This window comes from Nitratireductor basaltis (assembly GCF_000733725.1).
Lineage (GTDB): Bacteria > Pseudomonadota > Alphaproteobacteria > Rhizobiales > Rhizobiaceae > Chelativorans > Chelativorans basaltis.
Genome location: NZ_JMQM01000001.1, coordinates 1,071,431 through 1,096,990, shown reverse-complemented (window position 1 = coordinate 1,096,990; position 25,560 = coordinate 1,071,431). Strand labels below are relative to the sequence as shown.

At 58.5% G+C, this 25,560-nt stretch carries 19 protein-coding genes; 14 read left to right on the top strand and 5 right to left on the bottom strand.

Features of this window, described 5'->3' with window-relative positions:
- Positions 1-151: 151 nt before the first annotated feature.
- The 4 genes from EL18_RS05195 to EL18_RS05180 all read left to right on the top strand — a co-directional run bounded on the left by EL18_RS05195 (position 152) and on the right by EL18_RS05180 (position 6,616).
- The gene (locus EL18_RS05195) at positions 152-2,611 is read left to right on the top strand and encodes a penicillin-binding protein 1A (RefSeq protein ID WP_036480523.1); all 2,460 of its coding nucleotides are present in this window, start codon (positions 152-154) and stop codon (positions 2,609-2,611) included.
- A 99-nt stretch (positions 2,612-2,710) separates the two neighbouring features.
- A protein-coding gene (gene prfB, locus EL18_RS05190) for a peptide chain release factor 2 (protein WP_425277133.1) occupies positions 2,711-3,842 on the top strand; the annotation gives its coding sequence in 2 pieces (ribosomal slippage) (positions 2,711-2,779 and positions 2,781-3,842; 1,131 coding nt in all).
- A gap of 155 nt (positions 3,843-3,997) precedes the next feature.
- Complete coding sequence (gene glmS, locus EL18_RS05185; protein WP_036480520.1) at positions 3,998-5,821, top strand: glutamine--fructose-6-phosphate transaminase (isomerizing); 1,824 nt, start codon at positions 3,998-4,000, stop codon at positions 5,819-5,821.
- Positions 5,822-5,935: 114 nt separating this feature from the next.
- A complete protein-coding gene (locus EL18_RS05180; protein WP_051914166.1) occupies positions 5,936-6,616 on the top strand; it encodes a DUF502 domain-containing protein in 681 nt (226 codons plus the stop codon).
- On the opposite strand, the gene recG is transcribed toward EL18_RS05180, so the two are convergent.
- Complete coding sequence (recG, locus tag EL18_RS05175) at positions 6,617-8,725, bottom strand: ATP-dependent DNA helicase RecG (protein WP_036480517.1); 2,109 nt, start codon at positions 8,723-8,725, stop codon at positions 6,617-6,619.
- 119 nt (positions 8,726-8,844) lie between these two features.
- On the opposite strand from recG, the gene EL18_RS05170 reads away from it, so the two are divergent.
- Both EL18_RS05170 and mfd read left to right on the top strand, forming a co-directional pair.
- Positions 8,845-9,132, top strand: a complete 288-nt coding sequence (locus tag EL18_RS05170; protein ID WP_036480515.1) for an FAD assembly factor SdhE — start codon at positions 8,845-8,847, stop codon at positions 9,130-9,132.
- 6 nt (positions 9,133-9,138) lie between these two features.
- On the top strand, positions 9,139-12,645 hold the full coding sequence (gene mfd / locus EL18_RS05165; protein WP_051913774.1) for a transcription-repair coupling factor: 3,507 nt from the start codon (positions 9,139-9,141) through the stop codon (positions 12,643-12,645).
- 11 nt (positions 12,646-12,656) lie between these two features.
- On the opposite strand, the gene EL18_RS05160 is transcribed toward mfd, so the two are convergent.
- Both EL18_RS05160 and EL18_RS05155 read right to left on the bottom strand, forming a co-directional pair.
- Positions 12,657-13,340 carry a DsbA family oxidoreductase gene (locus tag EL18_RS05160; protein WP_036480511.1) on the bottom strand — a complete coding sequence of 228 codons (684 nt, stop codon included), beginning with the start codon at positions 13,338-13,340 and terminating at the stop codon, positions 12,657-12,659.
- The gene (locus EL18_RS05155) at positions 13,337-15,148 is read right to left on the bottom strand and encodes an extracellular solute-binding protein (protein WP_244444513.1); all 1,812 of its coding nucleotides are present in this window, start codon (positions 15,146-15,148) and stop codon (positions 13,337-13,339) included. Before EL18_RS05155 ends, EL18_RS05160 begins: the two co-directional genes overlap by 4 nt.
- Positions 15,149-15,433: 285 nt before the next feature.
- Here EL18_RS05155 and EL18_RS05150 point away from each other — a divergent pair, with 285 nt between their 5' ends.
- Positions 15,434-16,066, top strand: coding sequence for an invasion associated locus B family protein (locus EL18_RS05150; RefSeq protein ID WP_036480508.1), 633 nt, complete (start codon positions 15,434-15,436; stop codon positions 16,064-16,066).
- Positions 16,067-16,136: 70 nt separating this feature from the next.
- On the opposite strand, the gene hspQ is transcribed toward EL18_RS05150, so the two are convergent.
- A complete protein-coding gene (gene hspQ / locus EL18_RS05145; RefSeq protein WP_036484019.1) occupies positions 16,137-16,460 on the bottom strand; it encodes a heat shock protein HspQ in 324 nt (107 codons plus the stop codon).
- 107 nt (positions 16,461-16,567) lie between these two features.
- Between hspQ and EL18_RS05140 the strand changes: the two genes are divergently transcribed.
- Positions 16,568-17,530 (top strand): AEC family transporter, encoded by a 963-nt coding sequence (locus EL18_RS05140; RefSeq protein ID WP_036480505.1) that lies wholly within the window; start codon positions 16,568-16,570, stop codon positions 17,528-17,530.
- Here the strand turns inward: EL18_RS05140 and EL18_RS05135 are convergent.
- Positions 17,493-18,734, bottom strand: coding sequence for a UbiH/UbiF family hydroxylase (locus EL18_RS05135; RefSeq protein ID WP_036480503.1), 1,242 nt, complete (start codon positions 18,732-18,734; stop codon positions 17,493-17,495). The genes EL18_RS05140 and EL18_RS05135 overlap by 38 nt on opposite strands.
- Before the next feature lie 239 nt (positions 18,735-18,973).
- Between EL18_RS05135 and pcsA the strand changes: the two genes are divergently transcribed.
- The 6 genes from pcsA (at position 18,974) to EL18_RS05105 (ending at position 25,524) form a co-directional block, all read left to right on the top strand.
- Positions 18,974-19,696 carry a phosphatidylcholine synthase gene (pcsA, locus tag EL18_RS05130; RefSeq protein ID WP_036480500.1) on the top strand — a complete coding sequence of 241 codons (723 nt, stop codon included), beginning with the start codon at positions 18,974-18,976 and terminating at the stop codon, positions 19,694-19,696.
- Position 19,697: 1 nt separating this feature from the next.
- The gene (locus EL18_RS05125; protein WP_036480497.1) at positions 19,698-20,669 is read left to right on the top strand and encodes a quinone oxidoreductase family protein; all 972 of its coding nucleotides are present in this window, start codon (positions 19,698-19,700) and stop codon (positions 20,667-20,669) included.
- Positions 20,670-20,795: 126 nt separating this feature from the next.
- Positions 20,796-22,379, top strand: a complete 1,584-nt coding sequence (locus EL18_RS05120) for an ABC transporter ATP-binding protein (RefSeq protein WP_036480484.1) — start codon at positions 20,796-20,798, stop codon at positions 22,377-22,379.
- Complete coding sequence (locus tag EL18_RS05115) at positions 22,379-23,488, top strand: ABC transporter permease (protein ID WP_036484014.1); 1,110 nt, start codon at positions 22,379-22,381, stop codon at positions 23,486-23,488. Before EL18_RS05120 ends, EL18_RS05115 begins: the two co-directional genes overlap by 1 nt.
- On the top strand, positions 23,481-24,395 hold the full coding sequence (locus EL18_RS05110) for an ABC transporter permease (RefSeq protein ID WP_036480479.1): 915 nt from the start codon (positions 23,481-23,483) through the stop codon (positions 24,393-24,395). Before EL18_RS05115 ends, EL18_RS05110 begins: the two co-directional genes overlap by 8 nt.
- A gap of 40 nt (positions 24,396-24,435) precedes the next feature.
- A complete protein-coding gene (locus EL18_RS05105; protein ID WP_036484010.1) occupies positions 24,436-25,524 on the top strand; it encodes a BMP family ABC transporter substrate-binding protein in 1,089 nt (362 codons plus the stop codon).
- The last annotated feature ends 36 nt before the right edge of the window (positions 25,525-25,560 follow it).

Sequence of the window (25,560 nt, the reverse complement as noted above, 5' to 3'; positions counted from 1 at the left end):
TATTGCCGGTGTTGCCCCATTTTCCCCATATCCACGGGTCAAAAGCCCATAGCGTGTAATGTTATTTTCCTTTGCAAAGCCGCAGATGTTAAGGTTGCAAAGGTCCTCCTGAATCACGGCACTTGGCCGACAGGGCGAATCTGGAGCGGAAATGCTACGACTTCTTGGTTACTTTTTCGGGGTCGGCGTCGGCCTGGCACTGCTCGTTGCAGCGGGCATCGCGATCTATGTCAGTGACCTTTCGAAAGATTTGCCGGATTATGAGGTACTCGCACGATACGAGCCTCCGGTAACCACGCGCATTCATTCCTCAGACGGCGCCTTGATGGCGGAATTTGCCCGTGAGAAACGGCTGTTCCTCCCCATTCAGGCCATTCCGGATCGCGTCAAGGCTGCATTTCTGTCTGCGGAAGACAAGAATTTCTACAACCATCCCGGTATTGACGCTACGGGCTTGGCGCGCGCGGTGATTACCAATGTCCAGAACCTCGGAAGCGGACGCCGTCCGGTTGGGGCGTCGACGATTACCCAGCAGGTTGCCAAGAATTTTCTCCTGACCTCAGACCAGACGATCGACCGCAAGATCCGCGAGATGATTCTCGCTTTCCGTATCGAGCAGGCTTATTCGAAAGATCGTATTCTCGAACTTTATCTGAACGAGATTTTCTTCGGCCTCGGATCCTACGGCATCGCCGGGGCGGCATTGACCTATTTCGACAAGTCGGTGAACGAGCTGACCATTGAGGAGGCAGCCTACCTGGCCGCTCTGCCCAAGGGTCCTTCCAACTACCACCCGTTCCGCTATCCGGAGCGTGCGACCGAACGCCGTGACTGGGTCATCGATCAGATGGCAGAAAACGGCTATATCACGAATGAGGAAGCACAGTCGGCAAAGGAAAAGCCACTGAAGGTGTCGCCGCGCCGCAGCGGCAGCTACCTCTTCGCAGCAGAGTATTTCACCGAAGAGGTGCGCCGCGAGATAATCTCGCGCTATGGCGAAGATGCGCTCTATGAAGGCGGCCTTTCCATTCGCACGACCCTGGAACCCGAACTGCAGCGCCACGCGCGCAAGGCCCTTCATCGCGGTCTGATCCGCTACGATACGCTCCGTGGTTATCGTGGTCCGGTGGAACACATCGAGTTTGACGGTGACTGGGGTGCTCCGCTGAGCGAGGTGAAAGCGCTGTCCGACGTGCCGGAATGGAAGCTTGCCGTGGTGCTGAGCGCGTCGAGTGAGGCCGTTGATATCGGCATTCAGCCCGAACAGCTCGTTTCAGGTCGTATAGCCGAGGATCGCGAGACTGGCACCATCGCGGCTGAGGACATGAAATGGGCGTTGCGCTACTACGAGGGCGACAAGCTCCAGAAAGCATCTTCTCCGGCCGAGGTGCTCGAAGTTGGTGATGTCGTTTACGTCGAGCGCAAGGAAGAGGGCTCCAGCAATTGGAGCCTGCGCCAGCCGCCGCAGATCGAGGGCGCATTGGTTGCCATGGACCCCCATACGGGCCGTGTACTCGCCATGGTCGGTGGGTTTTCCTATGCCGATTCCCAGTTCAACCGCGCCACACAGGCCTACCGTCAGCCAGGTTCCTCGTTCAAGCCGATCGTATACGCTGCGGCTTTGGACAATGGTTATACACCGGCCTCGGTGGTTATGGACGCTCCGTTCTCTATCCGCTCAGGTGACGAGATATGGGAGCCGAAAAACTACAGCGGCAATTTCGCAGGACCGTCCACGCTGCGTGCGGGCATCGAGCGTTCGCGGAATCTGATGACCGTGCGCCTCGCCAACGATATGGGAATGCCGCTTGTCGCGGAATATGCGGAGCGCTTCGGCATCTATGACAAGATGCTGCCGGTGCTGGCCATGTCTCTGGGCTCAGGCGAAACGACCGTCATGCGAATGGTTTCCGCCTATGCCATCATGGCCAATGGCGGCAAGCACATCGAACCATCACTGGTGGATCGCATTCAGGACCGCTATGGCAAGACGGTCTACAAGCATGAGCAGCGCGAATGTGTCGGCTGCGTCGCGGAAGAGTGGCGTGGTCAGCCGGAACCGGAACTGGTCGACAATCGCGAACAGGTTCTCGATCCCATGACCGCCTACCAGATCACTTCCATGATGGAGGGGGTCGTCCAGCGCGGCACGGCGACAACGGTCGCCGAACTCGGCCATCCGATCGCCGGCAAGACGGGCACCACCAATGACGAGAAGGATGCCTGGTTTATAGGTTACACACCCGACCTCGTCGTGGGCGTCTTCATGGGCTTCGATCAGCCAAAACCGATGGGCCGGGGCTCGACCGGTGGCGGTCTCGCTGCCCCAGTCTTCAAGGATTTCATGGCCAAGGCACTCGAAGGCAAGGAACCGGTGGACTTCCGTGTGCCCGAAGGCATGAAGCTCGTGGCAATCGACCGCAAATCCGGCATGCGCGCCAATGAAGGAGCCCCGGGCTCCATCATGGAGGCGTTCAAGCCTGGTACCGGCCCTGCCGATAGCTACTGGGTCATAGGTCAGGATGAGATCGAACGGGTGAACGAACGTGCCCGTAACCTGTCGCCCGAAGCCAACCGAGCGATCAGCACCGGGGCAGGTGGCCTGTTCTAGCCGTCGCCTGCTCCAACCCATCTAACCTTTACATGGCACGGCGCGGACCATAAGTTCCGCGCCGAATCCATATTCATATCCAATCAAGAGTAAGCCAATATGCGAGCCGAAACGGCCAATCTCATCGACGAAATCAAGCAGGCCATAAGCCTGCTGAGGGGGTATCTTTGACTGGGACGAAGCCGTAAAACGTCTCGAATACCTCAATTCCCGTGCAGAAGATGCCGATCTCTGGGATGATCCCCAGGAGGCGCAGAAGCTTATGCGCGAACGCCAGTCTCTTGAAGACAATATCAATGGCATCAATGGCCTGGCCCAATCGCTTCAGGACAATGTCGATCTGATCGAGATGGGCGAAGAAGAGGGCGACCAGTCCATCGTTTCCGAAGCCGAGGAGGCTATACGTGGCCTGAAGGCCGAGATTGCCGAGCGGCAGCTAGAAACGCTGCTCTCAGGCGAAGCGGACGGCAACGACACCTATCTCGAAGTTCATGCCGGTGCGGGTGGTACGGAAAGCCAGGATTGGGCCAACATGCTGCTTCGCATGTATTCCCGCTGGGCTGACCGTCGCGGCATGAAAGTCGAGGTTCTGGAAGTTCATGACGGTGAGGAGGCCGGCATAAAGTCCGCAACGATCCTCGTGCGCGGCACCAATGCCTATGGCTGGCTCAAGACCGAATCAGGCGTGCATCGGCTTGTGCGTATTTCGCCCTATGACAGCAATGCGCGCCGCCACACGTCATTTGCCAGTGTCTGGATCTATCCGGTCATCGACGACACGATCGAGATCGACATCCCCGAATCCGATGTTCGCGTCGATACCTATCGCGCGTCGGGCGCGGGTGGCCAGCACGTCAATACGACCGATTCGGCTGTACGCATCACCCACATTCCCTCGGGCATCGTGGTTCAGTGTCAGAAGGAGCGCTCTCAGCACAAAAACCGTGCCACAGCCTGGGACATGCTGCGTTCGCGCCTTTACGAAGAAGAGCTCAAGCGCCGCGAAGAAGCTGCTAGCGCAACTGAAGCCTCCAAGACCGAAATCGGCTGGGGACATCAGATCCGTTCATATGTTCTTCAGCCATATCAGCTTGTGAAAGACCTTCGTACTGGCGTGGAAAGCACCAGCCCCCAGGACGTGCTGGACGGTGATCTCGATGCCTTCATGCGCGCTTCACTGTCCGCGCGCGTCGATGGCGGATCCAGGAGCGAAGTGGCCGATATCGACTAGAAAGCGGGCAACCGATCTGTGACATGGTTGCAACGAAGTGTGTGTTTCGCAACTGTGGCGGTTCGGCTACATCGCCTTTGCACTTTCCGAGGAAAGGGTGTCGCAGTTCTGCGGCACCACCTCACTGAAAAGACATCATCTGGAGAAGCGATCTCATGTGCGGAATCGTGGGTATCATCGGCAATTCGCAAGTCGCACCACTCATCGTGGACGCACTCAAGCGGTTGGAATATCGAGGCTACGATTCTGCAGGTGTCGCAACACTGAGCGAAGGGCAGCTGGACAGGCTCCGCGCGGAAGGCAAGCTGATCAATCTTGAGAAGCGCCTCGCCGAGAAGCCACTCAAGGGTACGATCGGTATTGGACATACCCGCTGGGCCACCCATGGCATCCCCAATGAACCCAACGCACACCCGCATTTCTCCGACGGTGTGGCTATCGTCCACAACGGCATCATCGAAAACTTCGGTGAGTTGCGCGATGAGCTGAAAGCCGACGGTTATAGCTTCGCATCCCAGACCGATACAGAGGTCGTCGCCCATTTGGTGGCACGCGAACTGAAGGCGGGAAAAGCCCCCAGAGAAGCCGCTCATGCGGCGTTGAAGCGCTTGCAGGGTGCATTCGCCCTCGCGATCATGTTCCAGGGCGATGAAGATCTGATCGTGGCGGCACGCAGCGGGCCACCGCTCGCGGTAGGCCATGGTGATGGCGAGATGTTCCTTGGTTCGGATGCAATTGCTCTTGCGCCCTTCACCAATGCGATCACCTATCTTGAAGATGGCGATTGGGTGGTTATCCGCCGCAGCGGCATCGAAATCTTCGACATGGAAGGGCAGGCCGTCGAGCGCCAGAAGCAGCAGTCGGTCGGCACCACGCTTCTTGTCGACAAGGGCAATCACCGTCATTTCATGGAGAAGGAGATCCATGAGCAGCCGGAAGTAACCGGCCAAACCCTTGCCCACTATCTCGATTTCGCAAATGGTGGCTACAAGGAGCTGGATTCAGCGATCGATTTCAAGAATATCGACCGGCTCTACATCTCGGCATGCGGCACGGCATATCTGGCAGGTCAGATCGCCAAATACTGGTTCGAGCGTTACGCCCGTCTCCCAGTGGACAGCGATGTGGCGTCGGAGTTCCGCTACCGCGAGATGCCGCTGGACAAGCGCAGTGCCGCACTCTTCGTTTCACAGTCCGGTGAAACGGCCGATACGCTCGCATCGTTGCGCTACTGCAAGGGCGCCGGACTGGCCATCGGTTCCATCGTCAATGTTCGCGAAAGCACGATCGCACGTGAGAGCGACGGCATCTATCCAACCCTGGCCGGTCCCGAGATCGGCGTCGCCTCGACGAAAGCTTTCACCTGTCAGCTCTCTATTTTCGCATCTCTCGTCGTTCGAGCAGCACTGGAGCGCGGTACGGTGAGCGCGGAGGAGGGAGCTCAGCTTGTCCGCTCACTGTCGGAAGTCCCGCGCCTGATCAAGGAAGCGCTCAAGCTTGAAGGTGAGATCGCGGAGCTCGGCCGTGAGCTTTCCGAGGTGAACCATGTTCTGTATCTGGGACGTGACACGAGCTATCCGCTGGCGATGGAAGGCGCTTTGAAGCTGAAGGAAATTTCCTACATCCACGCTGAAGGATACGCAGCAGGTGAGCTGAAACACGGCCCGATCGCGCTGATCGACAAGCAGATGCCTGTGGTCGTCATCGCGCCCTTCGACAAGATCTATGAGAAGACCGCTTCCAACATGCAGGAAGTTGCTGCCCGCGGAGGCCGCATAATCCTGATCACGGACGAGAAGGGCGCCGCACACACATCGCTGGATGGCATCAAGACAATCATCATGCCCAACATGTCGGAATTCGTGACCCCGATCGTCTATGCCCTTCCGATCCAAATGCTCGCCTATCACACCGCTGTTGCCATGGGCACAGATGTGGATCAGCCGCGCAATCTGGCAAAATCGGTCACTGTGGAGTGAGCGACATTATAGCGCGTCCAATTGCCATCTGGACGCGCATCTTTGGCGAAGCTATTGTTTGCACTGCAACATGAAGCTTTTGCAGAAAATAGAGCCCAAAAGAAAACGGCGATGATGACCCGCGTAAGAAACTACTTCCTGACGGGGTTCATCGTCACGGCGCCTCTCGCCATAACTGCCTATCTCGCCTGGTCGTTCGTGGGATGGGTCGATTCATGGGTGAAGCCGTATATTCCGCCTCGGTACAATCCGGATACCTATCTGCCATTCGCAGTGCCCGGTTTCGGCCTGATCGTCGCGCTCGTCTTGATCACGCTCGTCGGCTTTCTGACAGCAAACTTCGTTGGGCGCACCATCGTGTCCTATGGGGAGTATCTGCTTGGCCGCATGCCGCTCGTGCGCAGCGTCTATCGCGGGTTGAAGCAGATACTCGAAACAGTTCTCTCCGAACGCTCGGACACCTTTAAGAAGGTGGGTCTCATCGAGTATCCGCGCAAGGGACTTTGGGCACTGGTCTTCGTGGCAACGGAAGCGCGCGGGGAAGTGGACGCCAAGCTGGGCAGCAATGATGACAGCCCGGCCATTGCCGTATTCCTGCCGACCACTCCGAACCCCACTTCGGGCTATCTCTTGTTCGTACCCAAACAGGACGTCATCGATCTGGACATGACGGTTGAGGAAGGCGCGAAACTGGTGATATCTGCCGGTCTTGTTGCACCTGAATACCAGGAACGCACCCGCGCACTTGCCGAAGAGGCCAAGGCGAGACAAGCCGCCAGCTTCGCGGCGAAGTGATCAGCCCGCACGCAGCAATCTTACCGCGTCATCTCTTCCAAACAGGTACAACAACACCCGCAACGCCTCTCCGCGATCTGATTGAAGCTCGGGGTCGCGTGTAAGCGCAAGCCGTGCATCGTCACGTGCAACGGCCAGAAGATCGCCATGGAACTCAAGTCGCGCGATGTGGAAGCCGGGTGATCCCGATTGGCGCGTGCCCAGAAGGTCCCCCTCGCCACGCAGCTTCAGGTCTTCTTCCGCAATGACGAAGCCGTCCTCGGTCTCCCTCATGACTGCCAGGCGGCGGGTTGCGACCTCGCCAAGCGGCCCCTTGTAGAGCAGCACACATGATGATGCCTTCTCGCCGCGACCAACGCGCCCGCGCAACTGGTGCAACTGAGCAAGTCCAAAACGCTCCGCATGTTCGATCACGATGATCGTGGCGTCGGGAACATCCACGCCGACTTCGACAACGGTCGTTCCAACGAGAACCCGCGCTTCACCGTTCTTGAAAGCCGACATCGCGGCATCCTTGTCCCGGCCCGACATGCGACCGTGAACGAGGGCGACCTGATCGGCGAAGACTTGCCTGAGCGACTCGTACCGGTCCTCGGCGGAAGTCACGTCGATATTCTCCGACTCTTCCACCAACGGGCAGATCCAATAGACCTTTTGCCCGTCGGCAACAGCATCGCGCATACGACCCACCAGTTCGCTCAGACGTTCCATCGGCATGGTGACGGTCTTGATCGGTTGCCGCCCGGCCGGCTTTTCGGTCAGACGTGAGACATCCATGTCGCCGAACGCGGAGAGCACCAGTGTCCGCGGGATGGGTGTCGCCGTCATCACGAGCATGTCCGGCGCATTTCCCTTGGAAGTGATCGCGAGCCTCTGATGCACGCCAAAACGATGCTGTTCATCTATGATGGCCAGGGCAAGATCGGAAAAATTCACACCCTCCTGAAACAGTGCATGCGTGCCGACAAGAATGTCGATCTCTCCGGCGGAAAGCTCATCGAGTACTTTCTGCCTATCGCGTCCCTTGTCACGCCCGGTCAGAAGCCCGACCCTCAGGCCAACAGCCTCACCCAGCCTGGCGATGGTCGCATGATGCTGTCTGGCCAGTATCTCGGTGGGCGCCATCAAGGCTGCCTGGCCACCGGCTTCCACCGCACGCGCCATGGCCATGAGTGCAACCACGGTCTTGCCTGATCCCACATCACCCTGCAGAAGACGAAGCATGCGCTCGCCCTCGGCCATGTCTGCATGTATTTCCGCAAGCGCGGTTTCCTGCGAACCGGTAAGTCGGTAGGGCAGGGCGTTCAAGAGCCCCTGTACCAGTCTCCCGTCACCCAGAAGTGGACGCCCGTCCAGTCGACGCGACTTCTGCCTCACAAGAGCAAGCGAAAGCTGCCCTGCCAAGAGTTCGTCATAGGCCAGCCTGCGCCAGGGCGCGCCTTCAGGCGAAAGTTCGGCCGGCGAAACAGGGGCATGAATACGCTGCAAGGCTGTCCCGATTGGCGGGAGCTCCATGCGCTGCTGGAGTGCGGCATCCTGCCATTCGGGCAGCTTCGGAAATCGATTGAGCGCCTGGGCGATACCTTTGCGCAATACCTTTGCGGATAGGCCGGCAGTGAGCGGATAGACAGGCTCGATCACCGGGAGTTTCTCTGCTTCGGCCTCTGCAACGATGTGGTCGGGATGAACCATGGAGGCCCTCCCGTTGAACCATTCGATCCTGCCGGAGACGAGTACGCGGCTGCCTTCTCCCAAGGCTTTTTCCAGCCACACCTGCCTGCCGTGAAAGAATGTGAGTGCGATCTCGCCGGTCTCATCGAAAGCCATGACACGGTAGGGCAGATTGTTCTTGCCGCGCGGCGGCGGATAGTGAGCGCCAACGGTCAGGGTCAAGGTTACGATACCGCTCTCGGTCGCTTCCGCAATGCGGATCCGCCGTGAACGGTCGATAACGGAGTGAGGCAGAATGAAAGGAAGATCGCCCACCCGAACCGGCCTGTTCGTAAGATCCGCCGGCACGAGCCTGGAGATAAGGCCGGCGATCTTGTCACCAATTCCGTCGAGCGATGTGGCTGGCGCAAAGAGCGGATCAAGAGCAGAGGGACGCATGCGATTCCCGAATATCCTGGTTGGCGGTGAAGCTTAAGTCTCAAAACGGGCCACGCAAGGCTGACATCTCCTGCGTCCCGCGCTATATGCGCACCGCATCCTCATAAAGGACTTCAGCCATGACCGGAACCACCCGCTCCAGCGCAGATCTTGAACCGCGCCGACGCAAGGCCCTTATCAGGTCGTGGCGACGCGGCACGCGGGAAATGGATCTTGTTCTTGGCGGTTTTGCCGACAGCCATCTGGAGAGCTTTTCGCCATCCGAAATGGATGAGTTCGAAAGGATACTGGCTCTTCCCGACACCGATCTTCTTCCATGGATAACAGGAAAGGTTGCTCCACCGCCCGAGGTTGAGAGCCCGCTCTTCGAACAGATCAGAACCTTTTGCGCGAACGGGATCGAGTAGAACCACATGGCGGAGTTGCTGGACAGGATCGGACTTGCTTCCCGAACAGGCCGCGAAACGCTGGTTGACGGTGTTGCTGACGGTTACGATGCTTTCGCTCTGGCCCAGGCATCGCGCGAACTTGCTCCCGACGGACCGGTCATCTTTGTCATGCGCGACGGTCAGCGGCTGGGCACCATCGTCGACGCTTTGAAATTTGTTGCGCCCGAGCTGCCAGTCCTTGAGCTGCCGGCGTGGGACTGCCTTCCCTATGATAGGGTGTCGCCTGGTGCAGATGCGTCTGCGCGGCGGCTGTCGGCCATGTCCTCCATGGCATCTCTGGCCGAAGCTCCGCATCGATCCATTGTGCTGGTAAGCGCGAATGCGGTCCTTCAGCGCATGCCGCCCAAGGAACAGATCCGGGCTCAGACATTTTCCGCCAGGCCGGGCAATCAGGTGTCGATGGAAGACCTCGCCAAGCGTCTGGAAGCGGCGGGTTTTGATCGTGAACCTACGGTCAGGGATGTGGGGCAGTACGCGGTGCGCGGCGGCATCCTGGATCTCTTTGCACCCGGGGCCGAGGAAGCGCTGCGCCTGGATTTCTTCGGCGATACGCTGGAATCGATCCGCGCATTCGATCCCGAAACGCAGCGAACCACGGGACAGAGGAACTCCATTTCGCTGAACCCGATGAGCGAGGTGTCACTCACAGCCGAAACGATCAGCCGCTTCCGCAGAAATTACATCGAGGCATTTGGCGCTCCCAAGCGTGACGACGCGCTTTATGCAGCGATCACCGAAGGCCGCCGTTTTGCAGGGATGGAGCATTGGCTTCCGCTCTTTCACGATGAGCTTTCGACCGTATTCGACTATCTGCCTGAGGCACCGATCATATTCGATCACCTCTCTCTGGATGCGCTCGAAGAACGCTACACTTTGATCGAAGACCATTTCGACGCGCGCAAGCGCCAGAACGAGGGGGATGCCCTCAACTCGGCGGTTCCGTATAATCCCGTCGAACCGGCGAAACTTTATCTCTCTCCATCAGAGGTGAAGAAACGAGTGGAAGGACGCAGCCAGGTTCGCTTCACTCCCTTCCACACGCCGGATGGAACGGCGCTGAAGGTCCTTCACGCTGGAGCGAGCGCCGGCCGCAGCTTCAAGGAAGAGCGCGCGGACCCCAACGCCAACATCTTCGATCATGTCGTCAAGCATATCGGCAAGTTGCGCGAGGACGGGCGAAAGGTGCTGATTGCCGGATGGAGCGAAGGTTCCAGTGATCGCCTCTCTCAGATCCTGGCCGAACACGGCCTGGAAAACCTGAAGCGCGTCAACAGTCTGGCCGAACTTGCCCGACTTCCCAAAGGGCAGGCCGGGTTGGGTCTTCTCCCTCTGGAGACCGGTTTCGAAACTGCCAATCTTGCAGTCATCTGCGAGCAGGATGTGCTCGGTGACCGTCTGGTGCGGCGCAGCCGCAAGCGGAAGAAAGCATCCGACTTCATCAGCGAAGTCAACGCGCTTTCCGCAGGGGATATCGTCGTCCATGCCGATCACGGCATCGGTCGGTTCGTCGGCTTGAAAACGATCGAGGCCGCTGGCGCACCGCATGATTGTCTTGAGTTGCGCTACGCGGGCGATGACCGCCTGTTCCTGCCGGTCGAGAATATCGAACTGTTGTCGCGCTACGGCTCGGACAGCATCGATGCGGTGCTGGACAAGCTGGGTGGTGGAGCGTGGCAGTCACGCAAGGCCAAACTGAAAAAGCGCCTGTTGGAGATGGCCGGGCAGCTGATCGAAATAGCGGCGCAACGCGCAATGCGGCCGGGAACGCGCATCCAGCCGCCCGAGGGGCTCTATGGGGAATTTGCCGCGCGTTTCCCCTATGACGAGACCGACGATCAGCAGAATGCCATTGACGCTGTTCTGGACGATCTCTCGTCGGGCAAGCCGATGGATCGCCTGATCTGTGGTGACGTGGGCTTTGGCAAGACGGAAGTTGCGCTCAGAGCTGCCTTCGTTGCCGCGATGGAAGGCCTGCAGGTTGCTGTTGTGGTGCCCACCACACTTCTCGCACGCCAGCACTACAAGACGTTCAAGGAGCGCTTTTCCGGCTTGCCCTTGCGCGTGGAGCAGGCGTCACGCCTCGTATCCACCAAGGATCTGAACCAGACGAAAAAGGGGATCGCTGAGGGAACGGTCGACATCGTCGTTGGCACCCATGCGCTGCTTGGCAACGCGGTGAACTTCAAGAATCTGGGCTTGCTGATTATCGATGAAGAGCAGCATTTCGGTGTGAAGCACAAGGAACGCCTGAAGGAACTGAAAACAGACGTCCACGTCCTGACCCTTTCGGCAACTCCGATACCGCGGACATTGCAGCTCGCACTGACAGGTGTCCGCGAACTTTCGCTGATTGCTACACCGCCCGTGGACCGCATGGCGGTCAGAACCTTTATCTCGCCCTTCGACCCGCTGGTCATCCGCGAGACGCTCTTACGCGAACGTTACCGCGGCGGGCAAAGCTTCTACGTTGTCCCCCGGATTTCCGATCTCGATGAAGTGGCTCAGTTCCTGGCAGACGAAGTGCCGGAACTGAAAGTAGCACGCGCACATGGTCAATTGCCGCCGGGGGAACTCGACGACATCATGAACGCCTTCTACGACGGTCAGTATGACGTTCTCCTGTCGACGACTATCGTTGAATCGGGACTCGATATCCCGACCGCAAACACACTGATTGTCCATCGCGCGGACATGTTCGGCCTTTCACAGCTCTACCAGATCCGCGGGCGGGTAGGGCGCTCAAAAGTGCGTGCCTATGCACTCTTCACCCTTCCGGCGAACAAGAAGCTGACACCGATGGCCGAACGCCGGCTCAAGGTCCTTCAGTCTCTCGACACGCTTGGCGCAGGCTTCCAGCTCGCCAGTCATGACCTGGATATGCGCGGAGCAGGCAACCTGCTTGGAGACGCCCAGTCGGGGCATATCAAGGAAGTCGGCTACGAGCTGTATCAGCAGATGCTGGAGGAGGCTGTCGCCGAATTGCGCGGTTCCGGTGAAGCGGTCGATTCCGGGTGGTCGCCGCAGATCACGGTGGGTACAGCGGTGATGATTCCCGAATCCTACGTGCCTGACCTGCAACTGCGCCTCAGTCTCTATCGCCGGCTGGGTGATCTCGAAACGCCGGATGAAATCGATGCATTCGGCGCGGAGATAATCGACAGGTTCGGCCCGATGCCCGAGGAAGTCGAGCATCTGCTCAAGATCGTCTATATCAAGGCTCTTTGCCGCAAGGCGAATGTCGAGAAACTGGACGCAGGGCCAAAGGGCATTGTCGTTCAGTTCCGAAACCAGGCCTTTCCGGAACCTGCTGCCCTGGTCGGTTACATCGCCCAGCAGGGATCGATGGCGAAGATACGCCCCGACCAGAGCGTGGTGTTCATTCGCGATCTGCCGACGTCTCAAAAGCGCCTTTCAGGGGCGGCGGTGGTCATGACACAGCTGGCAAAGCTAGCGGAGAAGCAAGCGGCCTGACCCGCGACGGGTCAGGCCTGCGGCTGATCCAGAGCGCCTGTTGCTTTGGCCTCTGCTACCTTGCGAATGGCATCTGCAAGTGCTTCCGGCGGCTGCGCTCCCATAAGCGCGTATTTCCCTTCGAGCAGGAAGCAGGGCACCCCCGTGACACCCATCTGCTGCGCGGTGGCAACCTCCCTTGATACCTCCTCGCGGTCGGCTTCCGTGGGCAACAGGGTTTCGACGACAGCGCTATCCATGCCGCTCTCGCGTGCGGCCTTGATGAGAACCGGGTGCTCGCCGATATTCTCACCCTCGAGGAAATACATCTCGAACAGGCGTTCAACCAATCGATCCTGAATGCCTTCGCCAGCACTTGCGGCCCAACGGATCACCCGATGCGCATCAATCGTGTTCGGAGATGTCGCAATCCGTTCAAACTTGAAATCGATGTCTGCGGCACGCCCGGCCTCTTTTATCCGGTCATGAAGCGCTTGAGCACGATCCCTGCTGCCGAACTTCTCTTCCAGGTAGGTCTGGCGATCCTTGCCCTCCGGCGGCAGTGTCGGATCAAGCTGATAGGGGCGCCAATGGATGCTCACATCAACATCTTCCACCTGTGCAAGAGCCTGCTTGAGGTTCTTCTGCCCGACGAAGCACCAGGGACACATGACGTCTGAAATGACATCGATACTGAGCGTTTTCTCTGAACTCATTGGTCTGCCTTATGCCACCAGCTGCGCAGTTTGAAACCGTTCAGCGGCTGCTCTTCCGGATGGTCGAGATCATTCCAGTAGGCGATATACTGTTTGGAACTGTGTTGCGTCGGCACATAATAGGCACCAGACATCAAGAGGCGATCAAGCGCGCGAACGGCCGCATTATAAGTCTCCGCATCACGCGCATTCAACATCGCGTCGATCATCGCGTCGATTGCGGGATCTGATGCGCCTGAAAGGTTGAAGGAACCTTCAGCCCTGGCAGCTTCAGATCCCCAGCGGCCAAGCTGTTCGACACCTGGAGAAAGAGAACCGGAGAAACCGACCGATCCGATCATCATGTCGAAATCATAGGTCTGCTTGCGCTGCTGCATCTGCGAATCGTCGAGAAGACGCAACGTGACATCGATGCCGATGCGTTTCAGCGCGCGCTGATAGACCGTCGCGAGCTTCTCCTCATCAGCGGACGCAAGCAGAATTTCGAAACTGACGGGTTCGCCTTCCGGATTCCTGAGCACACCACCGTCGATGGAATAACCGGCATCGCGCAGATCCGACACGACCGAACGCAGCCGCTCGCGACCGATCTCCTCGCTCTGCATGAGATCCGCGCCATAGGTACCGTCCAACACCTCTGGCAGGACGCGATCCATGTATGGTTCCAGCAGTTTCCGCTCGATCTCGTTTGCCGGGCGGCCCAGCGCGGAAAGTTCGGATCCCTGCCAGTAACTCAGCGTACGCTTGTGCTCACCATCGAGCATGTTCTTGTTGACCCACCCGAAATCATAGAGCTTGGCCAAAGCACGCCGCAGGGCAGGATCGGAGAATTTCTCGCGGCGCGTATTGAAGACGAAGCCGGTTACTACCGGCGGGATACGCGTCTCGAAAGCTTCAACCTTCACGTCCCCGTTCTGGGCGGCGGGAAAATCAAAGTCTCTTTCGATCTTCTGCGGATCAAGCCCGGTATAGATCGGGCCGGCATATGCCGAGCAGATGCCCTTCTTGAAGGCTTCGAACTGCGCATTCTCGTTGAGAAAATATTCGATGGTGATCTGGTCGTAATTGTCGAAGCCGCGCATGGAAGGCACCTCGGCGCCCCAATATTCCGGGTTGCGCTTGAAGACTATCCGCGAACCGGGCTCCACTTTCTCGATCACATATGAACCGCTGCCTGTCACAGGCTCAAGGGTCGCCTGGTCGAAGGTCTCTTTGTCGAAGGCATGGGCCGGGATGACAGGCGTCATTGCGACGATCAGCGGAAACTCCCGGTCTGCCTGGTCATTGAAGTTGAACCTTACGCTGTTTTCACCTGTCTTCTCGATGCTGGCGATCCGCGCCATCCGGCTGGAATAGGGCGGGCGGCCCTTCTCCGCGAATGTTTCATAGGTGAAGATCACATCCTCGGGCGTGACGGGTTCGCCGTCGGACCAGCGTGCATCAGGATTGAGATTGAATACCGCATAGCTGCGCTCTTCATCCATCTCGATGCTCTCCGCCAGCAGCCCGTAGAGGGTGAACGGTTCGGCTGCACTCCTGCGCATCAGCGGCTCGAAGACGAGATTTCCGAAAATGGAATCGATCACACCACGTGCCGTGGTGCGCATGCTCTTGAGGATGAAGGGGTTCAGATTGTCGAATGTCCCCACGACGCAATAGGTGATGTCACCGCCTTTGGGTGCATCCGGATTCGCATATGGGAAATGCGTGTAGTCGGCGGGCAATGCCGGCTCGCCATTCATCGCGATGCCGTGGCTTGGCTCTTCGGCAAAAGCTGCGCCACTCAATGCCAGGAGGCTGGTCATCATCAAAGCCGGTAGGCGCATGAACGTGGAGCGCATAGCATCAACCTCGCACAAATTGATCGATTCGTGGCCGCTTGGGCCTTCGACGCATCCTTGCGGCCATTGGGGCTCTTGTCCACTCCTATGCAATCGGTCCGCCGATTAGCGAAACGTCACAACACTGGATTTGGCGCTCCAACCGTTGTAACACGCCTTCGAGCCATGCTGTCGCCGCATTCGGCCCACAACAGGTGGACCGGAAGCGGACGCATAGCGTTGCACAGCAAGTTTTCACGAAGGACGGAAAATATGAAGAGCCTGATAGCGAAAGCGACACGCCTGGCACTGATATTTGGCGGGGCATTGTCCGCCAGCGTAGCGGCAGGTGGCGGCGCCGCTGTGGCCCAGCAGCAGCAGGCACAGCCGGATGGTTGGTTCAAGGCGTGCACGAAGCAGGATGAGGTGGATGTGTGTAATGTCCAGCATCTCCTGCGTACCCAGTCAGGCCAGCTGCTCACCGCGATCAACCTGATCGAGGTCAAGGGCAAGGTAAACCGCCGCGTTCTGCAGATTGCAGTGCCTACCGCACGTCTGATCCCCCCCGGTGTTGGGCTGCAGGTCGATGGTGGCGCGGCAACGAAGATCGACTATGCGATCTGTCTGCCGGACCGCTGCGTTGCTGAAGCCCAGCTTTCTGACCAGATTGTCGCGTCCTTCAAGAAGGGTTCGGAGCTGACATTGACCTCCGTCAATTTCCAGAACCAGCCAAACCCGATCAAGATCACGCTCAAGGGCTTCACCGACGCTTTTGACGGACCTCCGCTGAAGCAGGAAGACCTGAACGAACGCCAGCAGAAGCTGCAGGAATTCGTGAACAAGAACAACGAAGAGTTCACGAAGAAGCTGAAGGAAGCCCAGGAGAAGGCGAAGCAGGCTCAGTAGGGCTCGCTTCACCCATTTGCGATTTGCGACAGGGCCCACGAGGCCCTGTTTTCGTTTGTGTAAAAGGCTTTCAGTGTTCGTGGCGCTCGCGTGGCGCCAGACGCCCTTCAACGGTTTCCACGAAGAACTCGTTGATCTGCGGGTGGCGAAGCGGCTCGCCCGACTCGTCGAGAACAAGATTCTGCTCAGAGACATAAGCGATATAGTCGGTCTCGTCATTTTCAGCGAGCAGGTGGTAGAAAGGCTGGTTTTTTACCGGCCGGACGTCTTCGGGAATGGCCTGATACCATTCCTCCGTATTTGCGAAGACAGGATCGACATCAAAAATAACACCGCGAAAAGGATAGATGCGGTGTCGGACGACTTGTCCGATGGAGAATTTCGCTGTCTTCATTTCGTAAGTCATGTCGAGCCTTATCCATCATGTGGCGCGACGCGACAAGCAAATCAAACGTTTTCGCGCCGCGTACCGTGGCAAATCAAGCTTGGTAGTCGTTTCCGATGGCAGATATCATTGGCCTGGTGATTCCGTTTTTTGGCCTGATATTCATAGGTTTTATCGCCGCACGCATAGCTGAACAACCGCTGGAAGCGCTCGGCTGGATGAATGTCTTCATCGTTTATGTGGCACTACCAGCCCTGTTTTTCCAACTCGTTGGAAAGACCCCGTTCGAGCAGCTTGGCAACTGGCGCTACATTCTGGGCGTCGTGCTGGCCACCTACACGATCTTCACAATCATGTTCGCCATTTCTTGGCTGTCCAGCGGAAGGAATATCGCTGCAAGCACGATCAAGGGCCTGGCATCAGCTTATGGCAATATCGGCTATATGGCTCCAGGTCTCGTCTTGCTGGCTTTTGGACCTGAAGCTGCAGTTCCCGTCGCACTCATCTTCAGCTTCGAGAATGTGATTCATTTCGCAGTGGCACCGATGATGATGGCGATCGCCGGCAGTGAAAAGGGCAGGGGCCTCGCACTGGCTTTCCAGGTTACACGCAAGATACTGCTGCATCCTTTCATTATCTCGACGGCGGCAGGCGTGATCGCTGCCTACTACTCCTGGGAACCGCCATTGGCCATCGAGCGCTTTCTCGACTACCTGGCAGGCGCGGCAGCGCCGTGCGCGCTGTTTGCGATGGGCGTGACATTGTCGCTGCGTCCGCTGAAGCGCTTCCCGCGGGAACTCGCTCTGATCGTGCCGCTGAAGCTCGTGGTTCACCCGATCATCTGTTATCTGGCCCTGGGCCTGATCGGCTCCTTTCCGAAGATATGGGTGTTCTCCGCGGTGCTGACAGCGAGCCTCCCGACTGCAACCAACGTCTTCGTTCTTGCCCAGCAATATGACGTCTGGGTACAGCGCGCATCCGCGAGCATCCTCGTCACGACGGCCTGCTCCGTTTTCACCGTGACTGCGCTGCTTTATGCGATCATGAACGGCTATCTGCCGATTGATCCTTTTCCCTGACCCGGCCGAAGGGCAGTTGCGGCAACAGCGTTTTCAAGCCACTGCCCGGACGCATACCTTCCCGCATGAAGAAGCCGCGGAGACCGGGCAGCCGGTCAAGCAAAGTCAGACCAACACTACGGGCAAGCTGTGCGGGCAGATTGGTTGCCAACAGCGATCCGTTGACGAGCGATACCGCACCACTGCGCGCAAAGATATCGGGAAGCCTTTTTCGCGCGTAGGCCGATAACTGTTCTTCACCCAGCTGATCGCCGGCCTCGCCTATGCAGGTCGCAAGATCTGCAACATCGCGCAGTCCCAGATTAAGCCCCTGAGCGGTGATTGGTGGGAAGACATGCGCAGCTTCGCCCACCAGCGCGACGCGACCTGATGCAAAGCGCTTGGGCAGAGTGGATGAAAGCGGGAACAGAGCGCGGCCATCCTCGATCTCCGTCCGGCCGAGCATCGAGTGCATCTGCTCCTCGAGCTTATCGGCCAGCTGGATATCATCGAGCGTCGCAAACTCTTCCGCCCTGCTCGGTTCCATGACCCAGACGAGACTGGATCGATAACCGCCGGGCAACGGGACCTGAGTGCAGGGCCCGTGTTCGGTGTGGAACTCGGTCGAAGCAAAACCATGATGCCGCTTATGGCCGAAATTGCAGACAAGCGCGGTCTGCGGCAGCATCCGGCTGCGCACCCCGATGCCGGCAGCATCGCGCGCAGCGGAATTACGTCCATCTGCGGCGACACAAATCGACGCCGCTATCGTCCCACCACCTACAAGTCTTGCCTGCACCTGGTCGACCCCGATCTGCCAGGAGTGGGCCAGAACCTGCTTCCATTCGATGCCTGGATGCGCCTCGACCTTATCGGACAAGACGGCGTTCAGGACACGGTTCGGGACATTGTAGCCAAAGGCATCCTCGCCGATTTCCGCAGCACGAAACGTGACGGAAGGGCTGCGTATCAGGCGATTTGTGGCGTCGATGATACGCATCGTGCTGAGTGGCGCTGCATTTTTGAGCAGAGCATCCGCCACCCCGAGCCGCTCGAGAAGTTCAAGCGAGGGCAGCATCAAGGCAGCTGTGCGCCGTTCGTCCATGGCCGGTTTGGGTCCCAGAAGCGTCACCCGGCGCCCATTGCTGGCAAGCGCGAGAGCTGCAGCAAGCCCGACCGGCCCTGCTCCGGCGACGACAATCTCGGTTCTTTCACCTTCGCTCATGCTACGGCTCCTTCACTGCTTCAGGCGATATATGGCAGTCACGTGCAAAGGATCAATGCGTGCATTGCCAAAGTTGGCGCAGTGTTTCCGCAAAGCGCCAAAGATGGTTTTCCACATACATACTGGCGCTTTACCCCTTTGCGCTGTCGCTCCTCATGCTATTACCGCAGGGAAACGACTGCCGCCGGGTCCGCGGATGATCGGCAGTTTCGGTCTGTACCAGATGGAGGTGGGGCATCATGAACGCTAAGCGGGTGACAGCACCGCAGGCGAAGGCCTTCTCGGTCCATCTGCTCACCGCCTCCGGCTCCTTTCTCGCATTCCTTTCACTCGTGGCGGCCAGCGAAGAGCGTTGGACGGCGATGTTCTGGTGGCTGGGTCTTGCACTGTTCGTCGATGGCATAGACGGGCCGATAGCGCGAAAGCTGCAAGTGAAGGACGTGCTGCCAAACTGGTCCGGCGACATGCTGGACAATATCATCGACTACGTAACCTATGTGCTGATACCCGCTTTTGCTCTCTACCAGAGCGGTTTCATGGGTGAGGGACTCTCCTTCCTCTCGGCTGCCCTGATCGTCGTCTCAAGCGCGATCTACTATGCCGACACTGGTATCAAGACGAAGGAGAACTTCTTCAAGGGGTTCCCGGTTGTCTGGAACATGGTCGTGTTCACGCTTTTCGTAATCAGGCCCGGCGAGAACATCTCCTTTGGCATCGTGGCGATTTCCTGCCTGCTGACGTTCCTGCCCGTGAACTTCCTTCATCCGGTACGCGTGACGCGCCTGCGTCCAATCAATCTGACGATTTTCCTCGCCTGGTGCCTGTTTGGCGCAATCTCGCTCCTCTCCCAGTTGAACCCGCATTTCATTGTCACCTGGGGCATAGGCCTCACGAGCATCTATCTGTTTGTCATAGGTGGCATCATGCAGATGATGCCTGACCTTGGAAAAAAGGAGCCCTGACATGGCCAAAGCCATCCGCATCCATGAAACCGGTGGTCCGGACGTTTTGAAATGGGAAGATGTGCAAACGCCAGCGCCAGGCCCTGGTGAGGTTCTGATCGCGCAGAACGCAGTCGGATTGAACTTTATCGACGTCTATTTCCGGACGGGCCTTTACCCGGCACAACCACCGTTTACGCCGGGCGGAGAAGGTGCCGGTGTCGTGGCTGCCGTAGGCGAGGGCGTGCAGGAACTGAAAGAGGGCGACCGTGTAGCCTATGCCACCAATGGCGGGGCATATGCGCAGGAACGTCTGATGCCTGCCGACCGCGTGGTAAAGATCCCTGATGGCGTGAGTGACGAACAGGCGGCAGCCATCATGCTCAAGGGGATGACCGCATGGTATCTCCTTCGCCGCACATTTCCCGTCAAGGCAGGTGATCGCATTCTCTACCATGCCGCTGCAGGAGGGGTGGGCCTGATCCTCGGACAGTGGGCGAAGCACCTCGGCGCTCAAGCCATTGGGACAGCCGGTGGCGAGGAGAAGGTCAAGCTGGCGCTTCAACACGGCTATAACAGCGTCATCGATTACAAGACGGACGACTTTGTCTCCGCGGTGGCAAAACTTACCGATGGCGAGAAATGTGACGTGGTCTACGACTCGGTAGGCAAAGACACGTTCGAGGGCTCGCTGGACTGCCTGCGCCCGCTCGGTATGTTCGTAAGCTTCGGCCAATCATCCGGCCAGGTACCGCCATTCTCCATTAATCTCCTGGCGCAGAAGGGCTCGATCTTCACGACCCGTCCGACACTCTTCACCTATATCGCGAAGCGCAAGGAACTGGAGGCCGCGGCTGAAGAACTTTTCGGTCTCGTCGTAGACGGTGTCATCACGCCGAAGGTCAATCAGCGCTATCCCCTCAGCAATGCGGGCCAAGCCCATGAAGACCTTGAAAACCGCCGCACAAGCGGTGCTACCGTTTTGATCCCGTAAGTCATAAGATGGTCCGGGCACCAATCTTGAAGCAGTTTCAATTTCTGGAAGCCTATTGCATGCCTGTGCGCCATGCCTACCATGAGCGCGGGAACATAAACGGCAACAAAAACAATGTGCCGAACAATGGGAGGTGTTGTGCAGACAACACTTGAGAGTGGGCGCGTTCCGCTGCTTCAAGCGCGTGGACTGACCAAGACATTCGGAGCGGTTACCGCTTGCAACGCGATCGATCTGACGATCGCGCCCGGCGAAATTCACGCTTTGCTCGGCGAAAACGGTGCGGGCAAATCCACCTTCGTCAAGATGCTCTTCGGCGCTCTTGAGCCGACTGCAGGTTCCATTGTCTGGCAGGGTCAGAGCGTGCAGATCGACAACCCGGCCGCTGCACGCCGTCTTGGCATCGGTATGGTCTTCCAGCATTTTTCATTGTTCGACGCGCTGACTGCAGCCGAAAACATCCTGCTGTCCCTTGATTCCGACGAACAGCCTTCCGCGGTGGCCGAACGGGCAAAGGAGGTCTCACATGCCTATGGACTTCCGCTCGACCCTTATGCCCATGTTGGCGACCTTTCCGTCGGCGAACGACAGCGCATAGAAATCGTCCGGTGTCTTCTGCAGAACCCGCAGCTCATCATTCTGGATGAACCCACCTCGGTTCTGACCCCGCAGGAAGCTGACCGCCTGTTCGAGACGCTGGAGCGGCTTCGCGGTGAAGGTCGCTCGATCCTTTACATTTCGCATCGGCTCGAAGAAGTGAAGCGCATCTGTGACAGTGCCACCGTGCTCAGACAGGGCAGGGTGGTCGGCCACTGCGATCCGAAACAAGAGACTGCCGCTTCTCTGGCACGGCTTATGGTCGGGGATGAGGTAGAAGGGGCACGGCGCCAGCCGCAATCGTCCAATGCCGCACGTCGCGCGCTTCTTGAGGTCCAGAACCTGAACCGTCCTGCCGCGCATCCCTTCGCCGTCACGCTGCATGACATCAATCTCAGGGTTCATGAGAACGAGGTGCTGGGCATAGCAGGCGTTGCTGGCAACGGGCAGGGCGAACTGTTCGAGGCTATATCGGGCGAAGCAACCCAGGCAGAGGCTTCCACGATCTGCCTTTGTGGCAGGAAGGCGGGCCTGCTGAACATTTCCCAGCGCAGGAAACTTGGAGCAGCCTTCGTCCCCGAAGAGCGCCTTGGCCATGCTGCCGCACCCGACCTGCCCCTGTCCTTGAACCTGCTCCTGTCGCGCCACCAGACCGATGGCAGCAGCTATGTGGGACCGGCAGGCTTCATCAGGAGTTCGGGGCTCGCGCACGCCGCAGCAAGGGTCTGCAAGGCCATGGATGTACGCAAGGGCGCTCCAGATCCTGCGGCTTCTTCCCTGTCCGGTGGTAATCTCCAGAAATTCGTCATCGGACGCGAGTTGGACCGTTCTCCCTCGGTATTTGTAGTCAATCAGCCCACATGGGGCGTCGACGCAGGTGCTGCGGCCCGCATTCGCAACGCGCTGATCGAATTGGCACGCTCAGGCTCAGCAGTACTGGTGATCAGTCAGGATCTGGATGAACTTTTCGAGATAAGCGATGCGATCAGCGTGATGCATCACGGACATCTTTCGAAACCGGTTCCCATCAAGGACGCGACATTCGAGAAGATCGGCCTCCTAATGGGTGGCGCTGACGCCTCTGAACCCGGCATACTCGAGGAGACGGCATGATGCGTCTCGAACTGGTAAGACGTCCGCGCCAATCGGCACTGTTCTCCATCATGTCGCCGTTCATCGCGCTGCTGCTGACGCTGGTCGCAGGCGCGATCATGTTTGCGCTTCTTGGCAAGAATCCGGTGACCGCGCTCTACTACTTCTTCATCGAGCCGCTGCTGGAAGTCTGGTCACTGCATGAGCTTGCAGTAAAGGCCGCGCCTCTCATCCTGATCGGGGTCGGACTTTCGATCTGCTATTTGTCGAACAACTGGAATATCGGCGCGGAAGGGCAATTCGTCATCGGTGCGATTACCGGGTCTATCCTGCCGATCATGGTGCCTGAGTGGCAAAACGCATTCGTTCTTCCGCTGATGTTGTTGATGGGCATGCTGGGCGGTGCCGCCTATGCGGCCATACCCGCATTTCTGAAAGCCCGCTTCAGCACCAATGAAATCCTGACCAGCCTGATGCTGGTCTATGTGGCACAGCTTTTCCTCGACTGGCTGGTCCGCGGCCCCTGGCGCAACCCGGAAGGCTTCAACTTTCCAGAAACACGCAGCTTTCATGCCGACGCCATTCTCCCGGAGATATTGCCGGCTTCGGGGCGCGCCCATTGGGGATTTGCCTTCGCGCTGATCGCGGCGGTTGTTCTGTGGTTCCTGCTGGCCAAGACCCTGAAGGGCTTCGAGGTGAAAGTCATCGGCCAGAGCCCGCGCGCGGGAAGGTTCGGCGGTTTTTCGCGCACCCGGATGATCATGTTCGCGTTCCTGGTCTCCGGCGCATTGGCAGGGCTTGCAGGCATCTCCGAGGTCTCAGGCGCGATCGGTCAACTGCGACCGAGCATTTCACCCGGATACGGCTTCACCGCAATCATCGTCGCTTTCCTGGGGCGTTTGAACCCACTGGGCATCGTTGCTGCGGGTCTGGTTCTCGCACTCTCATATCTTGGCGGCGAAGCCGCACAGATATCGATAGGCGTATCCGACAAGGTTGCCAGAGCGTTTCAGGGCATGTTGCTCTTCTTTGTTCTGGCGTGCGACATGCTCATTCACTACCGGATCCGCCTCATACGCACCACCCAACCGCAAGGCGCAGCTTTGGAAGGGGTCGAAAACAATGCTTGAGTCGATCCTGATAACCATTGCGACTGCTGCAACGCCGCTCCTGATCGCGGCTTTGGGGGAACTCGTTGTAGAACGCTCAGGCGTCCTCAATCTTGGCGTTGAAGGCATGATGGTCATGGGTGCCATCACGGGTTTCGCGGTGGCGCTCTCGACGGGTTCGCCCTGGCTTGGCGTTCTTGCCGCCGTCATCGTCGGTGCGGTCTTCTCGCTGCTGTTCGGCTTCCTGACCCTGACATTGGTTACCAACCAGGTGGCCACAGGTCTGGCACTCACCCTGTTCGGTCTGGGACTATCGGGTATGTTGGGCGAAAGCTTCGTCGGTCGCCCGGGTATCAAGATGGGCAATATCGACATCCCCTTCCTCACCGATCTCCCATTTGTCGGACGCCTGCTGTTCGGTCAGGATCCGATCTTCTACCTGTCGATCCTCCTCACGATTGCCGTGGCCTATTTCCTGTTTTCCACACGCGCCGGGCTGAAGTTGCGTGCGGTGGGCGACAATCATGGGTCGGCTCATGCGCAGGGCATCAATGTCATTGCCATCCGATACGGAGCGGTGATGTTCGGCGGAGCCTGTGCCGGCCTCGCCGGCGCCTATCTTTCGCTGGTCTACACGCCGCAATGGGTGGAAAACATGACAGCGGGTCGTGGCTGGATTGCCTTGGCGCTCGTGGTTTTTGCCTCCTGGCGGCCATGGCGCGTTGTTGCCGGCGCCTATCTTTTCGGTGGCGTCACCATTGGGCAGCTTCACGCCCAGGCGCAGGGGGTGGGCATACCCTCACAGCTTCTTTCTTCGCTACCCTATCTGGCAACTATAGCCGTACTTGTCATAATCTCGCGAAACCGCAGACTGACGCTCATGAACACACCGGCCTCACTAGGGCGCCCATTTGTGCCGGACAGATAAAGACGGGAAGGCGCCAACGGCAACCATGAAGGAAACAAGCATGATCAAGACAATAAAGGCCTCGGCACTGGCGGCGCTCGCCGTTGCCGCCACGGCTATCGTTCCAGGGGGAACGGCACAGGCACAGGACAAGACCAAGGCCTGCTTCATCTATGTCGGCCCGATCGGTGATTTCGGCTGGTCCTACCAGCACCATCAGGGCTTGCTTGATGTCGAAGAGGCGATGGGTGACAAGGTCGAAACCGCCTATCTGGAAAGCGTACCCGAAGGCGCTGATGCCGAACGCGCCATCGAGCGCTTCGCCCGTTCAGGCTGCGACATCATCTTCACGACCTCCTTCGGCTACATGGATCCGACCAACAAGGTCGCAGCCAAGTTCCCGGACGTGAAGTTCGAGCATGCCACCGGCTACAAGCGCGAGCATGACAATGTCTCCACATACAATTCGCGCTTCTACGAAGGTCGCTACATCCAGGGCGTGATTGCCGCCAACATCTCGGAAAAGGGCGTTGCCGGATACATCGCATCGTTCCCGATTCCCGAAGTGGTCATGGGCATCAACGCGTTCCTCCTGGGCGCACAGTCGATCAATCCCGACTTCAAGGTGAAGGTCGTTTGGGCCAATACCTGGTTCGACCCGGGCAAGGAAGCCGATGCTGCCAAGGCACTGATCGATCAGGGCGTGGACATCATCACCCAGCACACCGATTCCACTGCTCCGATGCAGGTTGCCGCCGAACGCGGCATCAAGGCATTCGGCCAGGCCTCCGACATGCTTGAGTTCGGCCCGGAAACACAGCTCACCTCGATCATCGACGACTGGGGCCCGTACTATGTCGAACGTGTCGAGGCAGTCCACGAGGGCACCTGGGAGCAGAAGGACGTGTGGGCCGGTCTGGCTGAAGGTCACGTCGTGATGGCACCCTACAAGAACATGCCCGACGAAGTGGCAGCACAGGCCAAGGAAATCGAAGAGAAGATCCGCTCCGGCGAATTCCATCCCTTCACCGGCCCGATCAAGAAGCAGGACGGCTCCGACTGGCTTGCCGAAGGTGAAGTGGCCGATGACGGTACGCTTCTGGGCATGAATTTCTACGTCGAAGGCGTGGACGACAAGCTCCCGAACTGATCTGAAGAACGCGATGAGAAGAGGGCGGCCGAGGAG